At 58.6% G+C, this 15,886-nt stretch carries 18 protein-coding genes; 7 read left to right on the top strand and 11 right to left on the bottom strand.

Annotated features, from left to right (window positions below; translation table 11 throughout):
* The first annotated feature begins 127 nt into the window (after positions 1–127).
* On the top strand, positions 128–1,315 hold the full coding sequence (gene cfaB, locus ACZZ0G_RS11510; protein WP_463556206.1) for a C17 cyclopropane fatty acid synthase CfaB: 1,188 nt from the start codon (positions 128–130) through the stop codon (positions 1,313–1,315).
* A gap of 31 nt (positions 1,316–1,346) precedes the next feature.
* Here the strand turns inward: cfaB and cls are convergent, their stop codons facing one another.
* Positions 1,347–2,786 carry a cardiolipin synthase gene (gene cls, locus ACZZ0G_RS11505; protein WP_463556205.1) on the bottom strand — a complete coding sequence of 480 codons (1,440 nt, stop codon included), beginning with the start codon at positions 2,784–2,786 and terminating at the stop codon, positions 1,347–1,349.
* A gap of 131 nt (positions 2,787–2,917) precedes the next feature.
* On the opposite strand from cls, the gene ACZZ0G_RS11500 reads away from it, so the two are divergent.
* Positions 2,918–3,436 (top strand): DUF3617 domain-containing protein, encoded by a 519-nt coding sequence (locus ACZZ0G_RS11500; RefSeq protein WP_315444953.1) that lies wholly within the window; start codon positions 2,918–2,920, stop codon positions 3,434–3,436.
* Between the two features lie 89 nt (positions 3,437–3,525).
* On the opposite strand, the gene ACZZ0G_RS11495 is transcribed toward ACZZ0G_RS11500, so the two are convergent.
* The 6 genes from ACZZ0G_RS11495 to folE2 are packed head-to-tail and all read right to left on the bottom strand — an operon-like array spanning position 3,526 to position 8,732.
* Positions 3,526–4,857: a dihydroorotase gene (locus ACZZ0G_RS11495; protein WP_463556204.1), complete on the bottom strand. Its 1,332-nt coding sequence runs from the start codon at positions 4,855–4,857 to the stop codon at positions 3,526–3,528.
* A gap of 3 nt (positions 4,858–4,860) precedes the next feature.
* Positions 4,861–5,421, bottom strand: coding sequence for a gamma carbonic anhydrase family protein (locus tag ACZZ0G_RS11490; RefSeq protein WP_463556203.1), 561 nt, complete (start codon positions 5,419–5,421; stop codon positions 4,861–4,863).
* A complete protein-coding gene (locus tag ACZZ0G_RS11485; protein WP_463556202.1) occupies positions 5,418–6,293 on the bottom strand; it encodes a metal ABC transporter substrate-binding protein in 876 nt (291 codons plus the stop codon). The genes ACZZ0G_RS11490 and ACZZ0G_RS11485 overlap by 4 nt, the downstream gene beginning before the upstream one ends.
* Positions 6,294–6,304: 11 nt before the next feature.
* Positions 6,305–7,171, bottom strand: a complete 867-nt coding sequence (locus ACZZ0G_RS11480) for a metal ABC transporter permease (protein WP_463556201.1) — start codon at positions 7,169–7,171, stop codon at positions 6,305–6,307.
* A complete protein-coding gene (locus ACZZ0G_RS11475) occupies positions 7,171–7,839 on the bottom strand; it encodes a metal ABC transporter ATP-binding protein (RefSeq protein ID WP_463556200.1) in 669 nt (222 codons plus the stop codon). Before ACZZ0G_RS11475 ends, ACZZ0G_RS11480 begins: the two co-directional genes overlap by 1 nt.
* Entirely contained in the window at positions 7,836–8,732 is an 897-nt protein-coding gene (folE2, locus tag ACZZ0G_RS11470) for a GTP cyclohydrolase FolE2 (protein WP_463558845.1), read from the bottom strand. The genes ACZZ0G_RS11475 and folE2 overlap by 4 nt, the downstream gene beginning before the upstream one ends.
* 84 nt (positions 8,733–8,816) lie before the next feature.
* Here folE2 and ACZZ0G_RS11465 point away from each other — a divergent pair, with 84 nt between their 5' ends.
* Positions 8,817–10,019: an N-acetylmuramoyl-L-alanine amidase gene (locus tag ACZZ0G_RS11465; RefSeq protein ID WP_463556199.1), complete on the top strand. Its 1,203-nt coding sequence runs from the start codon at positions 8,817–8,819 to the stop codon at positions 10,017–10,019.
* On the opposite strand, the gene ACZZ0G_RS11460 is transcribed toward ACZZ0G_RS11465, so the two are convergent.
* Positions 10,016–10,393 (bottom strand): glutamine synthetase, encoded by a 378-nt coding sequence (locus ACZZ0G_RS11460; RefSeq protein WP_463556198.1) that lies wholly within the window; start codon positions 10,391–10,393, stop codon positions 10,016–10,018. The two genes, ACZZ0G_RS11465 and ACZZ0G_RS11460, sit on opposite strands and share 4 nt — an antisense overlap.
* A 221-nt stretch (positions 10,394–10,614) precedes the next feature.
* On the opposite strand from ACZZ0G_RS11460, the gene zigA reads away from it, so the two are divergent.
* Together zigA and ACZZ0G_RS11450 are read left to right on the top strand one after the other, a co-directional pair.
* Positions 10,615–11,820, top strand: coding sequence for a zinc metallochaperone GTPase ZigA (zigA, locus tag ACZZ0G_RS11455; RefSeq protein ID WP_463556197.1), 1,206 nt, complete (start codon positions 10,615–10,617; stop codon positions 11,818–11,820).
* Positions 11,820–12,464: a DUF1826 domain-containing protein gene (locus tag ACZZ0G_RS11450; RefSeq protein WP_463556196.1), complete on the top strand. Its 645-nt coding sequence runs from the start codon at positions 11,820–11,822 to the stop codon at positions 12,462–12,464. Before zigA ends, ACZZ0G_RS11450 begins: the two co-directional genes overlap by 1 nt.
* A 4-nt stretch (positions 12,465–12,468) precedes the next feature.
* Here ACZZ0G_RS11450 and ACZZ0G_RS11445 read toward each other — a convergent pair whose 3' ends face one another.
* On the bottom strand, positions 12,469–12,825 hold the full coding sequence (locus ACZZ0G_RS11445; RefSeq protein WP_463556195.1) for an NADH:ubiquinone oxidoreductase: 357 nt from the start codon (positions 12,823–12,825) through the stop codon (positions 12,469–12,471).
* Positions 12,826–12,854: 29 nt separating this feature from the next.
* Between ACZZ0G_RS11445 and ACZZ0G_RS11440 the strand changes: the two genes are divergently transcribed.
* Entirely contained in the window at positions 12,855–13,820 is a 966-nt protein-coding gene (locus tag ACZZ0G_RS11440) for a CobW family GTP-binding protein (RefSeq protein WP_463556194.1), read from the top strand.
* A gap of 6 nt (positions 13,821–13,826) precedes the next feature.
* Here the strand turns inward: ACZZ0G_RS11440 and ACZZ0G_RS11435 are convergent, their stop codons facing one another.
* Positions 13,827–14,240: a DUF3301 domain-containing protein gene (locus ACZZ0G_RS11435; protein WP_463558844.1), complete on the bottom strand. Its 414-nt coding sequence runs from the start codon at positions 14,238–14,240 to the stop codon at positions 13,827–13,829.
* Positions 14,241–14,357: 117 nt separating this feature from the next.
* Between ACZZ0G_RS11435 and pdxY the strand changes: the two genes are divergently transcribed.
* Positions 14,358–15,230, top strand: coding sequence for a pyridoxal kinase PdxY (gene pdxY / locus ACZZ0G_RS11430; protein ID WP_007912061.1), 873 nt, complete (start codon positions 14,358–14,360; stop codon positions 15,228–15,230).
* A 117-nt stretch (positions 15,231–15,347) separates the two neighbouring features.
* On the opposite strand, the gene ACZZ0G_RS11425 is transcribed toward pdxY, so the two are convergent.
* The gene (locus ACZZ0G_RS11425; RefSeq protein ID WP_041073853.1) at positions 15,348–15,830 is read right to left on the bottom strand and encodes an acyl-CoA thioesterase; all 483 of its coding nucleotides are present in this window, start codon (positions 15,828–15,830) and stop codon (positions 15,348–15,350) included.
* Positions 15,831–15,886: the final 56 nt, after the last annotated feature.

The following is a 15,886-nucleotide window of genomic DNA, read 5'->3' as shown; positions in this document are numbered from 1 at the left end:
CAGGCGCGTTGAAAACGGATCAAACAGCCTTGCAGGTTAATAGTTGGCGGCTATCAAATCGATAGCCTGCTATTTTTCAAGGATGGTCTACCCTCAGATCAGACGTCTGAAACAAGGGGGATTTTCCATGCTCGCGCAACTTCCACCGGCCTTGCAGAATCTGCAGCTTCCGCTTCGACTGCGACTCTGGGATGGCCATGAGTTCAATCTGGGCCCGGCGCCTAGCGTCACCATTGTGGTCAAGGACCCGCAGATGGTCACCCAGTTCACCCATCCAAGTCTGGATGCACTTGGAGCGGCATTCGTTGAAGGCAAACTCGAACTGGAGGGTTCGATCAGCGAAGTCATCCGGGTCTGTGACGAATTGAGCAGCGCCTTGCTCGATGAAGAGGACGACAGCCAGCCGGTGCGTGCCTTGCACGACAAGGAAACCGACGCCAAGGCCATTTCCTATCACTACGACCTGTCCAACGCGTTTTACCAGCTCTGGCTGGACAGCGACATGGCGTATTCCTGTGCATATTTTGAAACCGGCAGCGAGACGCTTGAGCAAGCGCAGCAAGCCAAATTCCGTCATCTGTGCCGCAAGCTGCGTTTGCAGCCGGGTGACTATCTGCTGGATGTCGGTTGCGGCTGGGGTGGTCTGGCACGTTACGCCGCTCGAGAGTTCGGCGCGAAGGTCTTCGGCATCACCCTGAGCAAGGAACAGCTGGAACTGGCCCGCGAGCGGGTCAAAGCCGAAGGACTGGAAGACCAGATCGAACTGCAGCTGCTCGACTACCGCGATCTGCCCCAGGACGGGCGTTTCGACAAGGTCGTCAGCGTCGGCATGTTCGAGCACGTCGGTCACGCCAATCTCGCCGAGTACTGCAAAACCCTGTTCGGCGCAGTGAAGGACGGCGGTCTGGTGATGAACCATGGCATCACCGCCAAGCACACCGATGGCCGTCCGGTGGGACGCGGTGCCGGGGATTTCATCGAGAAATACGTATTCCCCAACGGTGAGTTACCGCACCTGGCGATGATCTCCGCCGAGATCAGCGAAGCGGGACTTGAGATTGTCGATGTCGAAAGTCTGCGGCTGCATTACGCGCGCACGCTGGATCACTGGAGCGAGCGGCTGGAGGACAATCTTGAAGCCGCTGGCAAACTGGTGCCGGAACAAGCGCTGCGCATCTGGCGTTTGTACCTCGCCGGCTGCGCCTATGCGTTCGCGCGTGGCTGGATCAATCTGCACCAGATCCTCGCGGTGAAGGCGCACGCGGATGGCAGCCATGAACTGCCGTGGACGCGCGACGATATCTACAATCCTTGACCCGTGTTGAGCTCCCTCCCCGTGGCAGGGCTCAAAGAATCGGTGAAATCAGCCGGGCGATCCGCATGCCGACCTGTTGCAGTCGGTGGATCTCCCGGCTTTCTTCTTTGGCGACCTCGTAGGCTTGCTCGAAATCCCCTTTGAGCATGTTTTCCACGCTGGCGGCGAAGTCACTGTCGACGGTCAGCAGCATCACCTCGAAATTCAGCCGGAACGAGCGGTTGTCCAGATTGGCGCTGCCGATGGCGCTGATCTCGCTGTCGATCAACACCACTTTCTGATGCAGGAAACCGGGTTCGTAGCGGAATACCCGCACGCCGGCGCGCACTGCTTCGAATGCATAGAGGCTGGAAGCGGCGTAAACGATACGGTGATCGGGACGTGAAGGTAGCAGCAGACGCACATCGACGCCGCGTAGAACCGCCAATCTCAGTGCGGCGAACACAGCCTCGTCAGGGATGAAATATGGGCTGGTGATCCACACCCGTTCGGTTGCCGCATGAATGGCTTCGACAAAGAACAGTGAACAGGTTTCATAGGCGTCGGCCGGGCCGCTGGCCAGCAGTTGGCAGAGCACGCCGTCATCCGGGTACTCATCCGGCAGGATCAGCGGCGGCAGGGTTCGTGCGGCCCAGAACCAGTCTTCGGCGAAGGATTCCTGCATACACGCGACCACCGGGCCACGTACCTTCACATGGGTATCGCGCCAGGGTGCCAGCGGTGGTTTTTCACCCATGTATTCATCGCCAACGTTGTGCCCGCCGACAAACCCGACCACGCCGTCGACTACGACAATCTTGCGGTGGTTGCGGAAGTTGACCTGAAAGCGATTGAGCCAGCCGCTGCGCGTGGCGAAGGCTTTCACCTCGACGCCAGCATCGCGCAGCGTCTGCACAAAGCTGTGGGGCAGGGCGTGACTGCCAATGCGGTCGTAAAGCAGATGAATCGATACGCCTTCAGCAGCCTTCTTCAGTAGCAAATCACGCAAGCGCTGACCGAGCCGATCATCGTGAATGATGAAAAACTGAATCAGCACGGCTTCTTTAGCCTGATCGATGGCGTGGAAAATCGCCTCGAACGTGGCTGCTCCGTTGACCAATAATTGCACCTCGTTGTTCGCCAGACACGGCATGCGCCCCAGTTTGGGCATGGCGCGTAACGAGGCGTAGGCATTCGAGGCGCGCGCAGTCAGTGCTTCTTCTACCCATGGGCGCCAGTTCAACTCGGAGATGGCCTGACGCATCTGTTCATTCGCCTGGCGCCGCGCCTTGATGTAACCATCAAAGGTGCTGCGGCCGAACACCAGGTACGGAATAAGCGTGAGGTAGGGAATGAAGATCAGCGACAATGCCCAGGCGATCGAGCCTTGAGCCGTGCGCACGGTGAGCACCGCATGGATGGCGGCGATCATGCCGAGGGTGTGTATCAGGGCGATCAGATAACCAAAAATGTGCGGTCCAAAATAATCCATGGGGCAGCCTTGCTCCGGAAGATTCAATGCTTAACAGACCATGTTCTGTCGCGAATGTCGCTATTTAATTGGCGCATGAACCGAAGCAATCGGCCGGCGTCTAACGGCCACTACTGATCAGGAGTTTTTCGATGAACGTTCGTCTGCTGGGTTTGGCGCTGGGTCTGGGTTTGGCATTGCCGGTGATTGCGCAGGCGCAGATGCTGCAGCCGGGGCTGTGGGAAATGACATCGAGCAACGTCAAGGTCGATGACCAGCCGATGGATGTGCAATCGATCCTTGGTCAGTTGCAAGGCCAGATGACCCCGCAACAGCGCGCAGCGCTGGAGAAGAACGGAATCAATATCGGCGGCAAAGGTATTCGCGCGTGTCTGACGCCTGAGCAAGTGGCGACCAACGACATTCCGCTGGCCGATCCGCAATCAGGCTGCAAACAGCAGATCACCGAGCGCAGCGGCAACCAATGGAAATTCCGCTTCAGTTGTCCGAAAGCGCAGGGCACCGGGGTGGCGACGTTCCTCAGTGATCGTGAGTTCACCACCGTGGCCAACGGCACCTTCAACGCGATCGGCATCAACCAGAAAGGCAGTCTGGAAACACGTGCAGTCTGGCTTGGTCAGGACTGCGGCGCTGTTAAGCCAAGAGCCTAAAAGCTTCGCGAGCAGGTCGCACCGTCGCTCCCACAGGGAAATGCGTTCCAATTGTGGGAGCGAGCTTGCTCGCGAAAGCGTCCTCCAGCTCAGCGCATAAACCTCAGCGCCAACCCCCGACATCCCTCGTTCACCCGCCCATTCCGCCACGCAATCTGCCCAGAGACGATCGTCGTACTTACCTGATGACGAAAGCTGCGCCCGGCAAACGGGGTCCATGCACACTGCGACAGAATGGGTTGTCGATTCACTTCCAGCGTTTGTGGCTCCACCAATACCAGGTCCGCCCAGTACCCCTCACGTAGATACCCACGATCGGGAATCGCAAACAGATCCGCGACTCTGTGGCTGGTCTTCGACACCAACGTTGTGATTGGCAGCACATCGTCCGCCACCAGCTTCATTAACGCCGGCAACGCATGCTGCACCAGCGGCAATCCCGAAGGTGCCTGTGCATAAGGCCGCTGCTTTTCCTCCCAGGTATGCGGTGCATGATCGCTGCCGATCACGTCCAGGCGATTGCTGTTCAACGCTTCACGCAAGGCATCGCGATCGTTTTGAGTCTTGATCGCCGGGTTGCACTTGATCAGGTTGCCGAGGCTTGGGTAATCCCGATCATCGAACAACAAGTGATGCAGGCAAACTTCAGCGGTGATGCGTTTCTGCGCCAGCGGTTTGTCCTCGAACAACGCCAGTTCACGCGCCGTGGTCAGGTGCAAAACATGCAGGCGCGTGCCGTGACGTTTCGCCAGCTCTACCGCCAGTGAAGAGGAGCGATAACACGCCTCGACATTGCGGATAAGCGGGTGAGCGCCGGGCGGTATTCGCTCTCCGAACAACTCGCGCAGATTGGCCGCGTTGGCGTCGATACTCGGCGTATGTTCGCAATGCGCCAAAAGGATCGTCGGGACCTCGGCGAACAGCCGCTCAAGGATCTTCGGATCATCCACCAGCATGTCGCCGGTCGAAGCGCCCATGAACACTTTTACGCCTGCCACTTCGCAGGGATTGAGCGCTGCAACCGTGTCCAGGTTGTCGCGGCTCACGCCAAAGTGAAAGCCGTAATTGGCCACAGAGTTGATCGCTGCCCGACGCTTTTTATCCGCCAGTGCTTCAAGGGTGAGGGTGGCCGGGTTGGTGTTGGGCATGTCCATGAAACTGGTGATGCCACCGGCGACCGCTGCTCGCGACTCGGTGTAAATGCTGCCCTTGGCCGGCGCCCCCGGTTCACGAAAATGCACCTGGTCATCGATCATTCCCGGTAACAGCCATTGGCCCTCCGCATCGATTTCCACTGTGGCGTTTTCGCCTTCGATGCAGCGGGCAATCTTGACGATACGGCCATTGCCGACCAACAGATCACTGTCGAACTCGCGCCCTTCGTTGACCAGTCTTGCATTGCGAATCAGCACGCTGCTCATGGTTCAGAACTCGTTCTGCAAAGCTTTATAGCCGCGCACCAGATCGACGTTGGTACGCGCCACGTCTTCGGAGAACTCCGAGGCGCTGACGCTCACCGGCGGAAATTGCGAAAGGTCGGTGTTCGGTCCGATGCGGGTCGTGGAGGGCACGTAGAACGCCTCGGGCAAATCCCGACCATCGACGACTGAGTTGTGCCGCACCACACAACCATTGCCGACCACACAGTTGAACAGCACGCTGTTGAATCCGACGAACACGCGGTCGCCAACCACGCAGGGACCATGCACGATCGAGCGGTGAGCGATGGACGTGAATTCGCCGATGGTCACTGCCGCGCCGGATTTGGAGTGGATCACCACGCCGTCCTGAATATTTGAGTTGGCGCCGATGGTGATCGGTTCCATCTCGCCCGAAGCGTCTACTTCATCGGCGCGGATCACCGCGTAGGGGCCGACGAAGACGTTCTCACCGATGACCACTTTGCCGCAGATGATCGCAGTCTTGTCGACGTAGGCCGACTCGGCAATCTGTGGCAGATCGCCTGAAGGATTCTTGCGGATCATGGTCGGCTCAATGCTTCGTAAAGGGTGTTGAGGTTGTATTCGAACAGACCGGTGAAGGTGCTGGCCGGGCCGTGGGCGGCGAGGGCATCGGAGTAGAGCGTGCCGCCGATCTGCGCGCGGCTTTCGTCGGCGATCTGCTTGAGCAAGCGCGCATCCTTGATGTTTTCCATGAACACCGCTTTGACCTTGGCCTGACGAATCTGCGTGATCAGCGCAGCGACTTCGGCGGCCGATGGCTCACGTTCAGTGGACAAACCTTGCGGCGCCATGAAGTCGATGCCGTAGGCCTGGCCGAGATAACCGAAAGCATCGTGGCTGGTGACGATCTTGCGGTTGCCCGGAGGCAGCGCACCGAGTTTGGTTTTGGCCTCGGCGAGCAAGGCGTAGATCTGCTTCAGGTAGGTTTTGCTGTTGCGTTCGTAGTCGGCTTTGTTCGCAGGATCCGCAGCGATCAGTGCCTTGGTGATATTGGCAACGTACAACTTGGCGTTCGCCAGGTTATGCCAGGCATGCGGGTCGGGAACGGTCTCGCCGTCTTCATCCAGTGAGCGTGGAATCACGCCGTGGCTGGCACTGATGACGATGGCTTTGGTGTCGGTGCTGGTGACCAGACGATCCAGCCATGGCTCGAAACCAAGACCGTTCTTGATGATCAGTTTGGCGCTGAGCAGCGCTTTCGCATCGTCCGGTGTCGGCTCGTAGGTGTGCGCATCGGCGTCCGGGCCGACCATGTTGGTGATCTGGATATGCTCGCCGCCGACCTGATGGACCATGTCGGCGAGAATGCTGAAGCTGGTGACCACCGGCAGTTTTTCCGCCGCCGACAAGGACATCGACAGCATCAGGCTGAACAACACGACTAGAGCACGCATCGGGAAACACCTCATTGGGATGTGAGCAGGGGCGGGCGGCGCAGCAGACCGTGTACCGGTCCCAACACCACGGACAGCAGATAACCGGCACCGGCGACCAACACGATGGCTGGGCCGCTGGGCAACGAGTAATAGAACGACAGCAACAAGCCGAGCCATACCGAGAGGCATCCGATGACGGCCGCGATGGTCATCAGGATCGGCAGGCGTCGGCTCCAGAAGCGCGACGCCGCGGCGGGGAGCATCATCAGTCCGACGACCATCAGTGCGCCGATGGCCTGGAAACCGATGACCAAATTGAGTACGACCAGCGTCAGGAAGACGCCGTGGGCGAGTGGGCCGAGGCGGCTAACGGTTCGCAGGAACAGCGGATCGAGGGTGTCGAGCAACAGCGGTTTGTAGATCAGCGTCATGGCGATCAGGCTGAATGACGAAACCCATAACATGCCGTTGAGGGTCGGTCCGTCGACGGCCAATGCTGAGCCGAACAACAAGTGCAACAGATCGAGGCGTTTACCAGCGATGCCGAGAATCAGCACGCCGCTGGCGAGGGAGATTGGGTAGATCGCGGCCAGGCTGGCGTCTTCGCGCAGACCGGTGCGGCGGGTGATCCAGGCGGCGAGGCCAGCCATGCTCATACCAGCGCCCAAGCCACCTAGCGTCAGCGCGGGCAGGCTCAGTCCGGCAAACCAGAAACCCAAGGCCGCGCCGGGGAGGATGCCGTGGGCCACCGCGTCACCGATCAGACTCATCCTTCGCAGGATCAAGAACACGCCAAGCGGCGCGGTGCTGCACGCCAATACCAAGCCACCGAGCAGGGCGCGGCGCATGAACACGAACTCATTGAACGGTTGCCAGAGGTGCGCGACGGTGAGCATCAGGCCACCTGCGTGTGAGGGGTTTGCTGAATGAGTTCTGCGCTCGTGCCAAACACGCAGTCGCGGTTTTTGATCAGCAGTGTTTTAGGGATGTGTTGGCGCACGGCTGCGAGGTCGTGGCACACCACAACCAGTGTTCGACCTTCGCCATGCCAGGCGTGGATGTGCTGCCAGAGCAACTGCTGACCGAGTTCATCGAGTGCGGCGTGGGGTTCGTCGAGCAGTAGCACGGGCGCGTCGGTCAGGCTCAGTCGAGCGAGCAGGGCGCGTTGCAGTTCACCGCCGGACAGGGCCATCAAGGGACGCTGTTCGAGGCCGCTCAGGTGCCAGTTTTCCAGTGCGTCTTTCAGGCGTTGTGCGCGCAGTTGAGTTGAGAGCCGACGTCCCCAGAAACCCGCTGCGATCAGCTCTTCGAGGCTGATAGGGAATTGACGATCGAGGTGCTGCTGTTGGGGGAGGAACGACAATCCGCTTTGACGTGGAACGCTCAGGGCGACGTTACCCGCCAACGGCTTTTGTAGTCCTGCGATGACTTTCAGCAGGCTGCTCTTGCCGCAGCCATTTGCTCCAATGATGGCCGTCAGGCTGCCGCTGTCGATTTCAAGATTCAGCGGTGCGGTCAGTGGTTGGCCGGGTGCACCCCAGCTCAAAGATTGGCAGCGGATCATGCTTGCTCACGCTGCCAGTTGCTTTCGGCGACGGCGTCGTGGGCGTGCAGACTCTCCGCGTGGATCACTCGCAGATGAAATCCACTGACGCCTGGAGTACGACGCAGTGCCAGATTCAGACGGCGTGCCGCGTCTTCACAGAACATCAAGTTCTGCCCGTTAGCGAGGGCAAAGGCTTGTTCGTCTGCGCGTTTTACGGCCGTTTGTACCGCGGTACCGAGCGCCGCTTCAGCATCATCGATGATCACGCTCAGAGGTAACTCATCTATGAAGTCGTCGAGATGAAGGTGTAGTTGCGCGGTGCTGCGTTGGCTGTGAGGTGTGGCAATGATGCCTTGGGTCGAGCCGAGCCAAGTCAGAACGTCGGCGTGCTGAAGAGCTTTATTGGCGAAGTCGTCGATGAATTGTTGCTGGATCAACTGCCGCGCCAAGGCCGCAGAGCAAGGGCAAGTTGAGGAGTAGGGCACTTCGATTTTGAGTTCCACGTGGAACACTTCATTTATCAGGCTGGCACAAATGCTCGCGGAATAGGACTTCCACCCGGCCAATGGGCTGATAAGCGCTGGTCTCTTTAGCAGCAAATCGGTATGGATATTCAGGTAGGCGCGGGTGGACAGACCTTCGTGGCTTTGCAGAAAACGCTTGAGCACCTGATGCAGTCGCGCTGGGGATAGGCTCTTCTGTTCGAGTGCATCCAAGGCCAAATACAGCCGCGACATATGAATGCCGCGTGCGTCGCCATCATCAAGACTTACACCCGCATCAGCCTTGGCGCTCAGACGCTGACCCTCTACAAATACAGGTAACGCAATGCCGCGCATGCCCACCCATTCGAGCGGCAAAGCCTGGCGAGTGACCTGCGCGGCGATATCCGGAAGTGTCATCGAATTCATGTTCGGGACCATCGTGTTGATTGAATTGAATGTTACATTATAACAATTCAAATCACGATGCCTTTTTCATGAACAGGTTTTCACATGCACAGACGCCATCTGCTTAATTTAATCCTGGCCAGCGCGGCCTTGGCCTTCCCGTTTAGCGTTTCAGCTACGCAGATTCGCAACGCGCGACTTTGGCGCTCGGATGAAAAGCTGCGATTGGTGTTCGATCTAAGCGGGGCGGTGCGCTACAAAACCTTCACACTAACGACCCCAGAGCGTCTAATTATTGATGTGTCCGACTCGAGTGTTGGCCCAGATTTCAGCCAGCTGGCGCTGAGCGACACGATGATTCGTTCGATTCGCTCGGGGCCTTTTGGCCACGGTGATACGCGGATTGTTCTGGATCTGAGCAGCCCGGTGCTGTTGAACAGCTTCCTCTTGGCACCGCAGGATGGCCAGGGTCATCGCCTGGTTGTGGATTTGGTTAGCGCCAAATCCTTACCCAGTTCGCCAATGGTTCCACGTGAAACACCATCTATGGAGACGCATCCACGACGAGACATCATTGTCGTCGTCGACCCAGGGCATGGGGGAAAGGATCCCGGTGCCGTCGGCGCCAAGGGGGAAAGGGAAAAGGATGTGGTGCTTGCCATTGCGCAATTGCTCGCCAAACGCCTGAAAAGACAGAAGGGCTTCGATGTAAAACTGGTGCGCAATGACGACTTTTTCGTGCCGTTGCGCAAGCGTGTGGAGATCGCGCGCCAGCACAAGGCTGACATGTTTATCTCTTTGCATGCCGATGCTGCACCCCGTCTGACCGCTTCCGGAGCGTCGGTGTATTGCCTGTCGGAAGGCGGTGCTACGTCTGCAACGGCACGCTTCATGGCGCAGCGGGAGAATGGCGCGGATCTGCTCGGCGCCACCAGTTTGCTCAATCTGAAAGACAAAGACCCGATGCTGGCGGGGGTGATTCTCGACATGTCGATGAACGCTACGATCGCCGCCAGTCTGCAGTTGGGCGGCATGGTGCTCGGCAGTCTGGCCGGTATTACTACACTGCATCAGAAACGTGTGGAACAGGCTGGGTTCGCGGTTTTGAAATCGCCAGATGTACCATCGATTTTGGTGGAAACCGGCTTCATTTCCAACGCGCGCGATAGCCAACGCTTGGTCTCGGCGCGACATCAGCAGGCTGTGGCCGACGGCTTGTTTGCAGGGTTGCAGCGTTACTTTGAACACAATCCGCCGATCGACAGCTACCTCGCCTGGCAGAAGGCGCAGCAAAACACCCCGGTTTAGCAGCCGGTAATTCGGCTGCAGGTGAATTTCGCACTGCTGCCGCCCGAGCTGGAGAAGCGATTGATGGTCGTCCAGCCGACACGTCGGGTGTAGCCAACCCAGGCTTCGCCATCAGAGGCGATCCCGGTGAAGAAGGTCAATTGCCCGAAACGGCTGTTGGTCTGCGCCCAATAACGTCGACCATTTTTCTCAAAACCACGCAGATAAAGCGTATTGCCGGCTGTGTTGACGCTATAGGCATTGCCATCGGCGTCGACGCAGGCCAGCAGGTTTGCGCTGCGTGTGCAGCTGGCGAGCGCTGGCAATTGCGCAAAGGCGTTGCCGGCCAGCAGCAACCCCAAGCTCAAAATCGTGCATTTCAGCGCATTTTTCATGGTGATTTTCCGGACTCGGATTGGCACAGCTTCCGGCTCTTTATCGATCAAGACAAGAGAAGGCTGGTTTGTTCTTGTTGTTATACTATAACATTAATATGAATTAAGCCTGGGCAAGCCAATTTCAAAGCGTTTGTTTTCTATGGGATCACCGTGGGAAGCGTGAAAACGCCATGCGCAGCAAAAGCGTCGATTGGCTGTCTTTTGAAGAGGATTATCCAATGTCAGAACAATTGCCCGTCACCGTACTTTCAGGATTTCTCGGCGCCGGAAAAAGTACACTTTTGAATTACGTACTACGTAATCGAGAGGGTTTGCGCGTGGCTGTTATCGTCAATGATATGAGCGAGATCAATATTGATGGCAGCGAAGTCCAGCGAGATGTCAGCCTGAACCGTGCAGAAGAAAAGATAGTCGAAATGAGTAACGGCTGTATCTGCTGTACGTTACGCGAAGACCTGCTGGAAGAGGTCAGCAAGCTGGCCCGCGACGGTCGCTTCGATTATTTGCTGATCGAGTCCACCGGGATTTCCGAACCGCTGCCCGTGGCGGAGACATTTACCTTCCGCGATGAGCACGGCCAGAGCCTCTCTGATATCGCGCGTCTCGATACCATGGTCACAGTTGTCGACGGCGTGAACTTCCTGCCGGACTACCAGGCGGCCGAAAGCCTCGCCTCCCGTGGCGAGATCCTGGGCGAGGAAGACGAGCGCTCCATCACTGATCTGTTGATCGAGCAAATCGAGTTCGCCGACGTGTTGTTGATCAGCAAAATCGACTTGATCAGCCAGCGCGAGCGAGAGGAATTGATCGCGATCCTCCAGCGTCTCAACGGCCAAGCCGAAATCATCCCGATGGTGATGGGCGAGGTGCCGCTGGAGAAGATCCTCAATACCGGTCGCTTCGATTTCGACCGAGCCGCGCAGGCACCTGGCTGGCTGCAAGAGCTGCGCGGTGAGCACGTGCCGGAAACTGACGAGTACGGCATCGCGTCCACCGTTTACCGCGCGCGTCGGCCTTTTCACCCGCAACGCTTCTTCAGCTTTATCGATCGTCCTTGGCTGAACGGTAAATTGCTGCGCTCCAAAGGCTTCTTCTGGCTCGCGAGCAAACCCACCGACGCCGGTAGTTGGTCGCAGGCCGGTGGTTTGATGCGCCATGGTTTTGCCGGACGCTGGTGGCGTTTTGTGCCGAAAAACCAGTGGCCGCAGGATCAGGAAAGTACGGCGGCCATCATGGAAAACTGGACGCCGAGCGTAGGAGACTGCCGTCAGGAACTGGTGTTCATCGGCCAGAATATCGATTTCCTGCAGCTCTCGGTCGAGCTGGATGAATGCCTGCTGACCGATGATGAAATGGCCCTCGGTGTCGAGGGCTGGCGATTACTGCCGGATCCATTCGGCCCTTGGCACGAAGAGGCTGCCTGATGCTTGCCCTCAAACAAATGCAAATCCGCACGCGTCATCAGCACCAAGGCCCGACCCCCAAAACGCTGACGCGCATTCTGGACGACGACACCAACCTCGCCGTCTGGCAACGCCAACTGCCGTTGCACATCAGCGAGTTCGCTCACTTGCTGCTGTCGCTCAATGAACCCTTGGCGGAATCGTTGTGCCTTGAGTTGCCGGATGAGGACGCCGAGCCTGATCTCACCGGCCTGGCATCAGGCTTCCGTGATCTGGAAGGCTACGAGGGCTTTATCGCCGACCTGAAATGGCTGCTCAGCGCGTTCGCCTGCTTACTGGGGGCAAAGCGCGTGGGGCTGCGCCTGCGGGTGCTCGATAAAGCCATGTGTCCACGTTTCCATGTCGATCACGTACCGGTGCGCCTGATCACGACCTATGCGGGCGGCGGCAGCCAATGGCTTGAAGAAGGTGCGATGGATCGCAGTCAGGTAGGGCAGGCCAACGCCGAGCCCCAAGTGCACATCCAGCAGCTCAACAGCGGCGACGTGGCGCTGTTGAAAGGTGAAAAATGGCACGGCAATGAAGGTTTCGGCTTGATTCACCGCTCGCCACAACCGGCCCCTGGCGAGCGCCGGTTGATATTGACCCTCGACTGGCTCGGCTAACGCCTCAAGGCTTGAGCCATGAACCCTGGCTCTGGCCTTCGCAATATGGCTTCAAATAAGCCGCGTCAGTGGCCACGCCGTAATAGTGGATGTCTTGGCGATAAAGCATATTGGCGACTTGCGCGTTGCTGCACACGCCAAATGCTCCGCGTGGACACTGATCGACGTACTGCACCTCGACTTTCTGCCCGGCCAGTGTTGGCTGGCAGAAACCGTCGTTGAACAGTTTCTCCGGGATATTGCGGTTCTGCTGGCAGACTTTGACATCAAGCCGTTCGCCCTGACTGTGCACCACGCAGGCCTGGGCCCATGCTTCACTCGACAGCAGCGTCAACAGCAACGACCATCCCATCCAACGCATCTTTGCATCTCCCAAGAAAGCTCTCCGCCATGTTGCAGAACATTCCTACCCATGTCATTGCTGGCCCTTTGGGCGCTGGCAAGACCAGCCTGATTCGCCAGCTCATGGCCCAGCGGCCAGAAGGTGAGCGCTGGGCGGTACTGATCAACGAGTTCGGTCAAATCGGTCTCGACGCCGCCCTGTTGACCAGTGACGCCGATGGTATCGCACTGGGCGAAGTGGCCGGGGGCTGCCTGTGTTGCGTGAATGGCGCGCCGTTTCAGATTGGCCTGGGGCGTTTGCTGCGAAAGGCGAAGCCGGACCGGCTGTTCATCGAGCCATCCGGTTTGGGTCATCCGGCGCAGTTGATTAAACAGTTGAATGAGTCGCCGTGGCTGGGGGTGCTGGCGGTGCAGCCGTGTGTGTTGGTGCTGGATGCTCAGGCGCTAGAAGCGGGGAAAGCGTTGCCGGCAGCGCAGCAAGAAGCGCTGGAAAGCGCTGGCTTGTTGCTGTTGAACAAGGCAGAAAACCTTGATGAAAAGGCCCGGGCAGAAATCGCCAGCCGATTGCCGCCAGTCCCGCTGATCTGGACGCAACAGGCGCATTTACCTCTGAACGAACTGCCGGGCTTGACTGCAAAAGCCGTCAACGGTGTGGACCACTTGGCCGTGCCCAAAGGATTGGCGCAAATGCCGGCCGTCTGGAGCGATCCGACGCTGCCGATTTGCCTGAATCAGGCGCAGGAAGGTGGCTGGAGCATCGGTTGGCGTTGGCATCCGGGTCAGACGTTCGATAAGCAACGCATTGCCGACTGGCTAACTGGCCTTAATTGGAAAAGAGCGAAACTGGTTATCCACAGCACGGATGGCTGGGTGTCTGCGAATGCTTTGGATAATGCCAAGCTGATTTGGCAGGCCAGCGACTGGCGGAAAGATTCGCGAATCGAACTGATCTTCGTCGATCCGCAAAATATTGAGCAATTGCAGACGAGTCTGGCGCGATGCCGGACTGAGTGAGTCAGCTCAAGGCTTCCACTTCGTATGTTCCTGCCGCCACTGACTCAACTCAATGACTTCGGCGCGCGGCTTATGCACTTCAACCACCGGCGGCGTGTCGTCGAACGGTGCCGGGTAGGGCGCCAGTTCGATCTGCGCACTGTGCGCGCCAAACTGGGTGATGGTGCCGTTATGGCGGGTTTCGCCAGTCACGGTAAATTCAAAGTTGTACACCCGCGCCAGTCGCCGGCGACCGTTGGCGTCTTTGATGAAAGCGATCTTCTTCAGTGCAACGTTGCCGTCGAGCAGCTCGACCCGCACATTCAGACAATGCTGTTTGACCCGCTCCAGCGCCCGCTCGCGCAAGCCGTGGTTGTGCCATAGCCACGCGCCGGCAGCGGCGAACAGGATCAGCACGAAGATGTTTTCCAGGGTCAGCATCAACATCGAACTCCAAAAGATAGCGTCAGCTTAACTGCGTCGCCGGCCTGTCGTACAGGCTGCGTTTCGTCGCATACTGCGCGGCTTGAATTTCAATCGTTTTACGGAATGACCCGAATGAAACGTACGCCTCATCTGCTCGCCATTCAGTCCCACGTCGTGTTCGGCCACGCCGGCAACAGCGCTGCGGTTTTTCCGATGCAGCGGGTCGGGGTCAATGTCTGGCCGCTCAACACCGTGCAGTTTTCCAACCACACCCAATACGGTCAGTGGGCTGGCGAAGTGCTGGCGCCGCAGCAGATTCCTGAGCTGGTCGAAGGCATCGCGGCGATTGGCGAACTGGGCAACTGCGATGCAGTGCTGTCCGGTTACCTCGGCAGCGCGGCGCAGGGCCGGGCGATTCTTAGCGGTGTCGAGCGCATCAAGTCGGTGAATCCAAAGGCGTTGTATCTGTGTGATCCGGTGATGGGCCATCCGGAGAAGGGCTGCAGCGTGCCGACCGAAGTCAGCGATTTCCTCCTGGAGGAAGCAGCAGCCGTGGCGGATATCATGTGTCCCAACCAGTTGGAGCTGGACAGCTTCTCCGGGCGCAAGCCGCAGTCGTTGTTCGATTGCCTGGCGATGGCGCGGGCATTACTGGCGCGCGGACCGAAAGCGGTGCTGGTCAAACATCTGGATTATCCGGGCAAACCGGCTGATGGCTTTGAGATGTTGCTGGTGACGGCTGAGGGCAGCTGGCACTTGCGCCGTCCGTTGCTGGCGTTTCCGCGTCAGCCGGTGGGCGTGGGCGACCTGACGTCTGGCCTGTTCCTGGCGCGGGTGCTGCTGGGCGACAGTCTGGTGGCGGCGTTCGAATTCACGGCGGCGGCGGTGCATGAGGTGTTGCTGGAAACGCAGGCGTGCGCCAGTTATGAGCTGCAACTGGTGCGGGCGCAGGACCGGATTGCGCATCCGCGGGTGAAATTTGAGGCCACTGCGATCAGTTTGTAAGGCTGCGTTGTAGCCATTCGCGAGCAAGCTCGCTCCCACATTTAGTTTTGTGTACGCCGCAGAACCAATGTGGGAGCGAGCTTGCTCGCGAAAGCGGTCATCTGATCGCTATAAATCTCAGGCGTCGCCCTTGATCTCCTGATAGCGCTTCTCCAGTTCCTGACGAATCTGCCGACGCTGCTGCGCCTGCATATAACGACGCTTGTCTTCGCTGTTCTGCGGTTGCAGCGGCGGCACGGGTGCCGGTTTACGCTGGTCATCCACCGCGACCATGGTGAAGAAGCAGCTGTTGGTGTGGCGCACCGAGCGCTCGCGAATGTTTTCGGTGACGACTTTGATGCCGACTTCCATCGAGGTATTGCCGGTGTAGTTGACCGACGCGAGGAAGGTCACCAGTTCGCCGACATGAATCGGCTCGCGGAAAATCACTTGATCCACCGACAGGGTCACCACGTAGCGGCCGGCATAACGGCTCGCGCAGGCGTAGGCCACTTCGTCGAGGTATTTGAGCAGGGTGCCGCCGTGGACATTGCCAGAGAAGTTGGCCATGTCGGGGGTCATCAGTACCGTCATCGACAGCTGGGCGTTTCCGGGTTCCATAACGTTCTCACGGATCAAGGCTGGTTGCTGGAAGCACCTCTGCGGGTGCCTGGTCG

It is taken from the genome of Pseudomonas sp. AC169 (assembly GCF_979258515.1).
Note: the sequence above shows the minus strand (reverse complement) of the source record. Positions and strands in the feature narration are given on the sequence as shown.

Coding starts and splice junctions, on each gene's coding strand:
- ACZZ0G_RS11480 (WP_463556201.1), bottom strand. CDS start 7,171: ATGCTCACCGTCGCGCACCTCTGGCAACCGTTCAATGAGTTCGTGTTC.
- cfaB (WP_463556206.1), top strand. CDS start 128: ATGCTCGCGCAACTTCCACCGGCCTTGCAGAATCTGCAGCTTCCGCTT.
- ACZZ0G_RS11450 (WP_463556196.1), top strand. CDS start 11,820: ATGCTTGCCCTCAAACAAATGCAAATCCGCACGCGTCATCAGCACCAA.
- ACZZ0G_RS11495 (WP_463556204.1), bottom strand. CDS start 4,857: ATGAGCAGCGTGCTGATTCGCAATGCAAGACTGGTCAACGAAGGGCGC.
- zigA (WP_463556197.1), top strand. CDS start 10,615: ATGTCAGAACAATTGCCCGTCACCGTACTTTCAGGATTTCTCGGCGCC.
- folE2 (WP_463558845.1), bottom strand. CDS start 8,732: ATGAATTCGATGACACTTCCGGATATCGCCGCGCAGGTCACTCGCCAG.
- ACZZ0G_RS11465 (WP_463556199.1), top strand. CDS start 8,817: ATGCACAGACGCCATCTGCTTAATTTAATCCTGGCCAGCGCGGCCTTG.
- ACZZ0G_RS11460 (WP_463556198.1), bottom strand. CDS start 10,393: ATGAAAAATGCGCTGAAATGCACGATTTTGAGCTTGGGGTTGCTGCTG.
- ACZZ0G_RS11445 (WP_463556195.1), bottom strand. CDS start 12,825: ATGCGTTGGATGGGATGGTCGTTGCTGTTGACGCTGCTGTCGAGTGAA.
- ACZZ0G_RS11500 (WP_315444953.1), top strand. CDS start 2,918: ATGAACGTTCGTCTGCTGGGTTTGGCGCTGGGTCTGGGTTTGGCATTG.
- ACZZ0G_RS11440 (WP_463556194.1), top strand. CDS start 12,855: ATGTTGCAGAACATTCCTACCCATGTCATTGCTGGCCCTTTGGGCGCT.
- cls (WP_463556205.1), bottom strand. CDS start 2,786: ATGGATTATTTTGGACCGCACATTTTTGGTTATCTGATCGCCCTGATA.
- ACZZ0G_RS11475 (WP_463556200.1), bottom strand. CDS start 7,839: ATGATCCGCTGCCAATCTTTGAGCTGGGGTGCACCCGGCCAACCACTG.
- pdxY (WP_007912061.1), top strand. CDS start 14,358: ATGAAACGTACGCCTCATCTGCTCGCCATTCAGTCCCACGTCGTGTTC.
- ACZZ0G_RS11490 (WP_463556203.1), bottom strand. CDS start 5,421: ATGATCCGCAAGAATCCTTCAGGCGATCTGCCACAGATTGCCGAGTCG.
- ACZZ0G_RS11435 (WP_463558844.1), bottom strand. CDS start 14,240: ATGCTGACCCTGGAAAACATCTTCGTGCTGATCCTGTTCGCCGCTGCC.
- ACZZ0G_RS11425 (WP_041073853.1), bottom strand. CDS start 15,830: ATGGAACCCGGAAACGCCCAGCTGTCGATGACGGTACTGATGACCCCC.
- ACZZ0G_RS11485 (WP_463556202.1), bottom strand. CDS start 6,293: ATGCGTGCTCTAGTCGTGTTGTTCAGCCTGATGCTGTCGATGTCCTTG.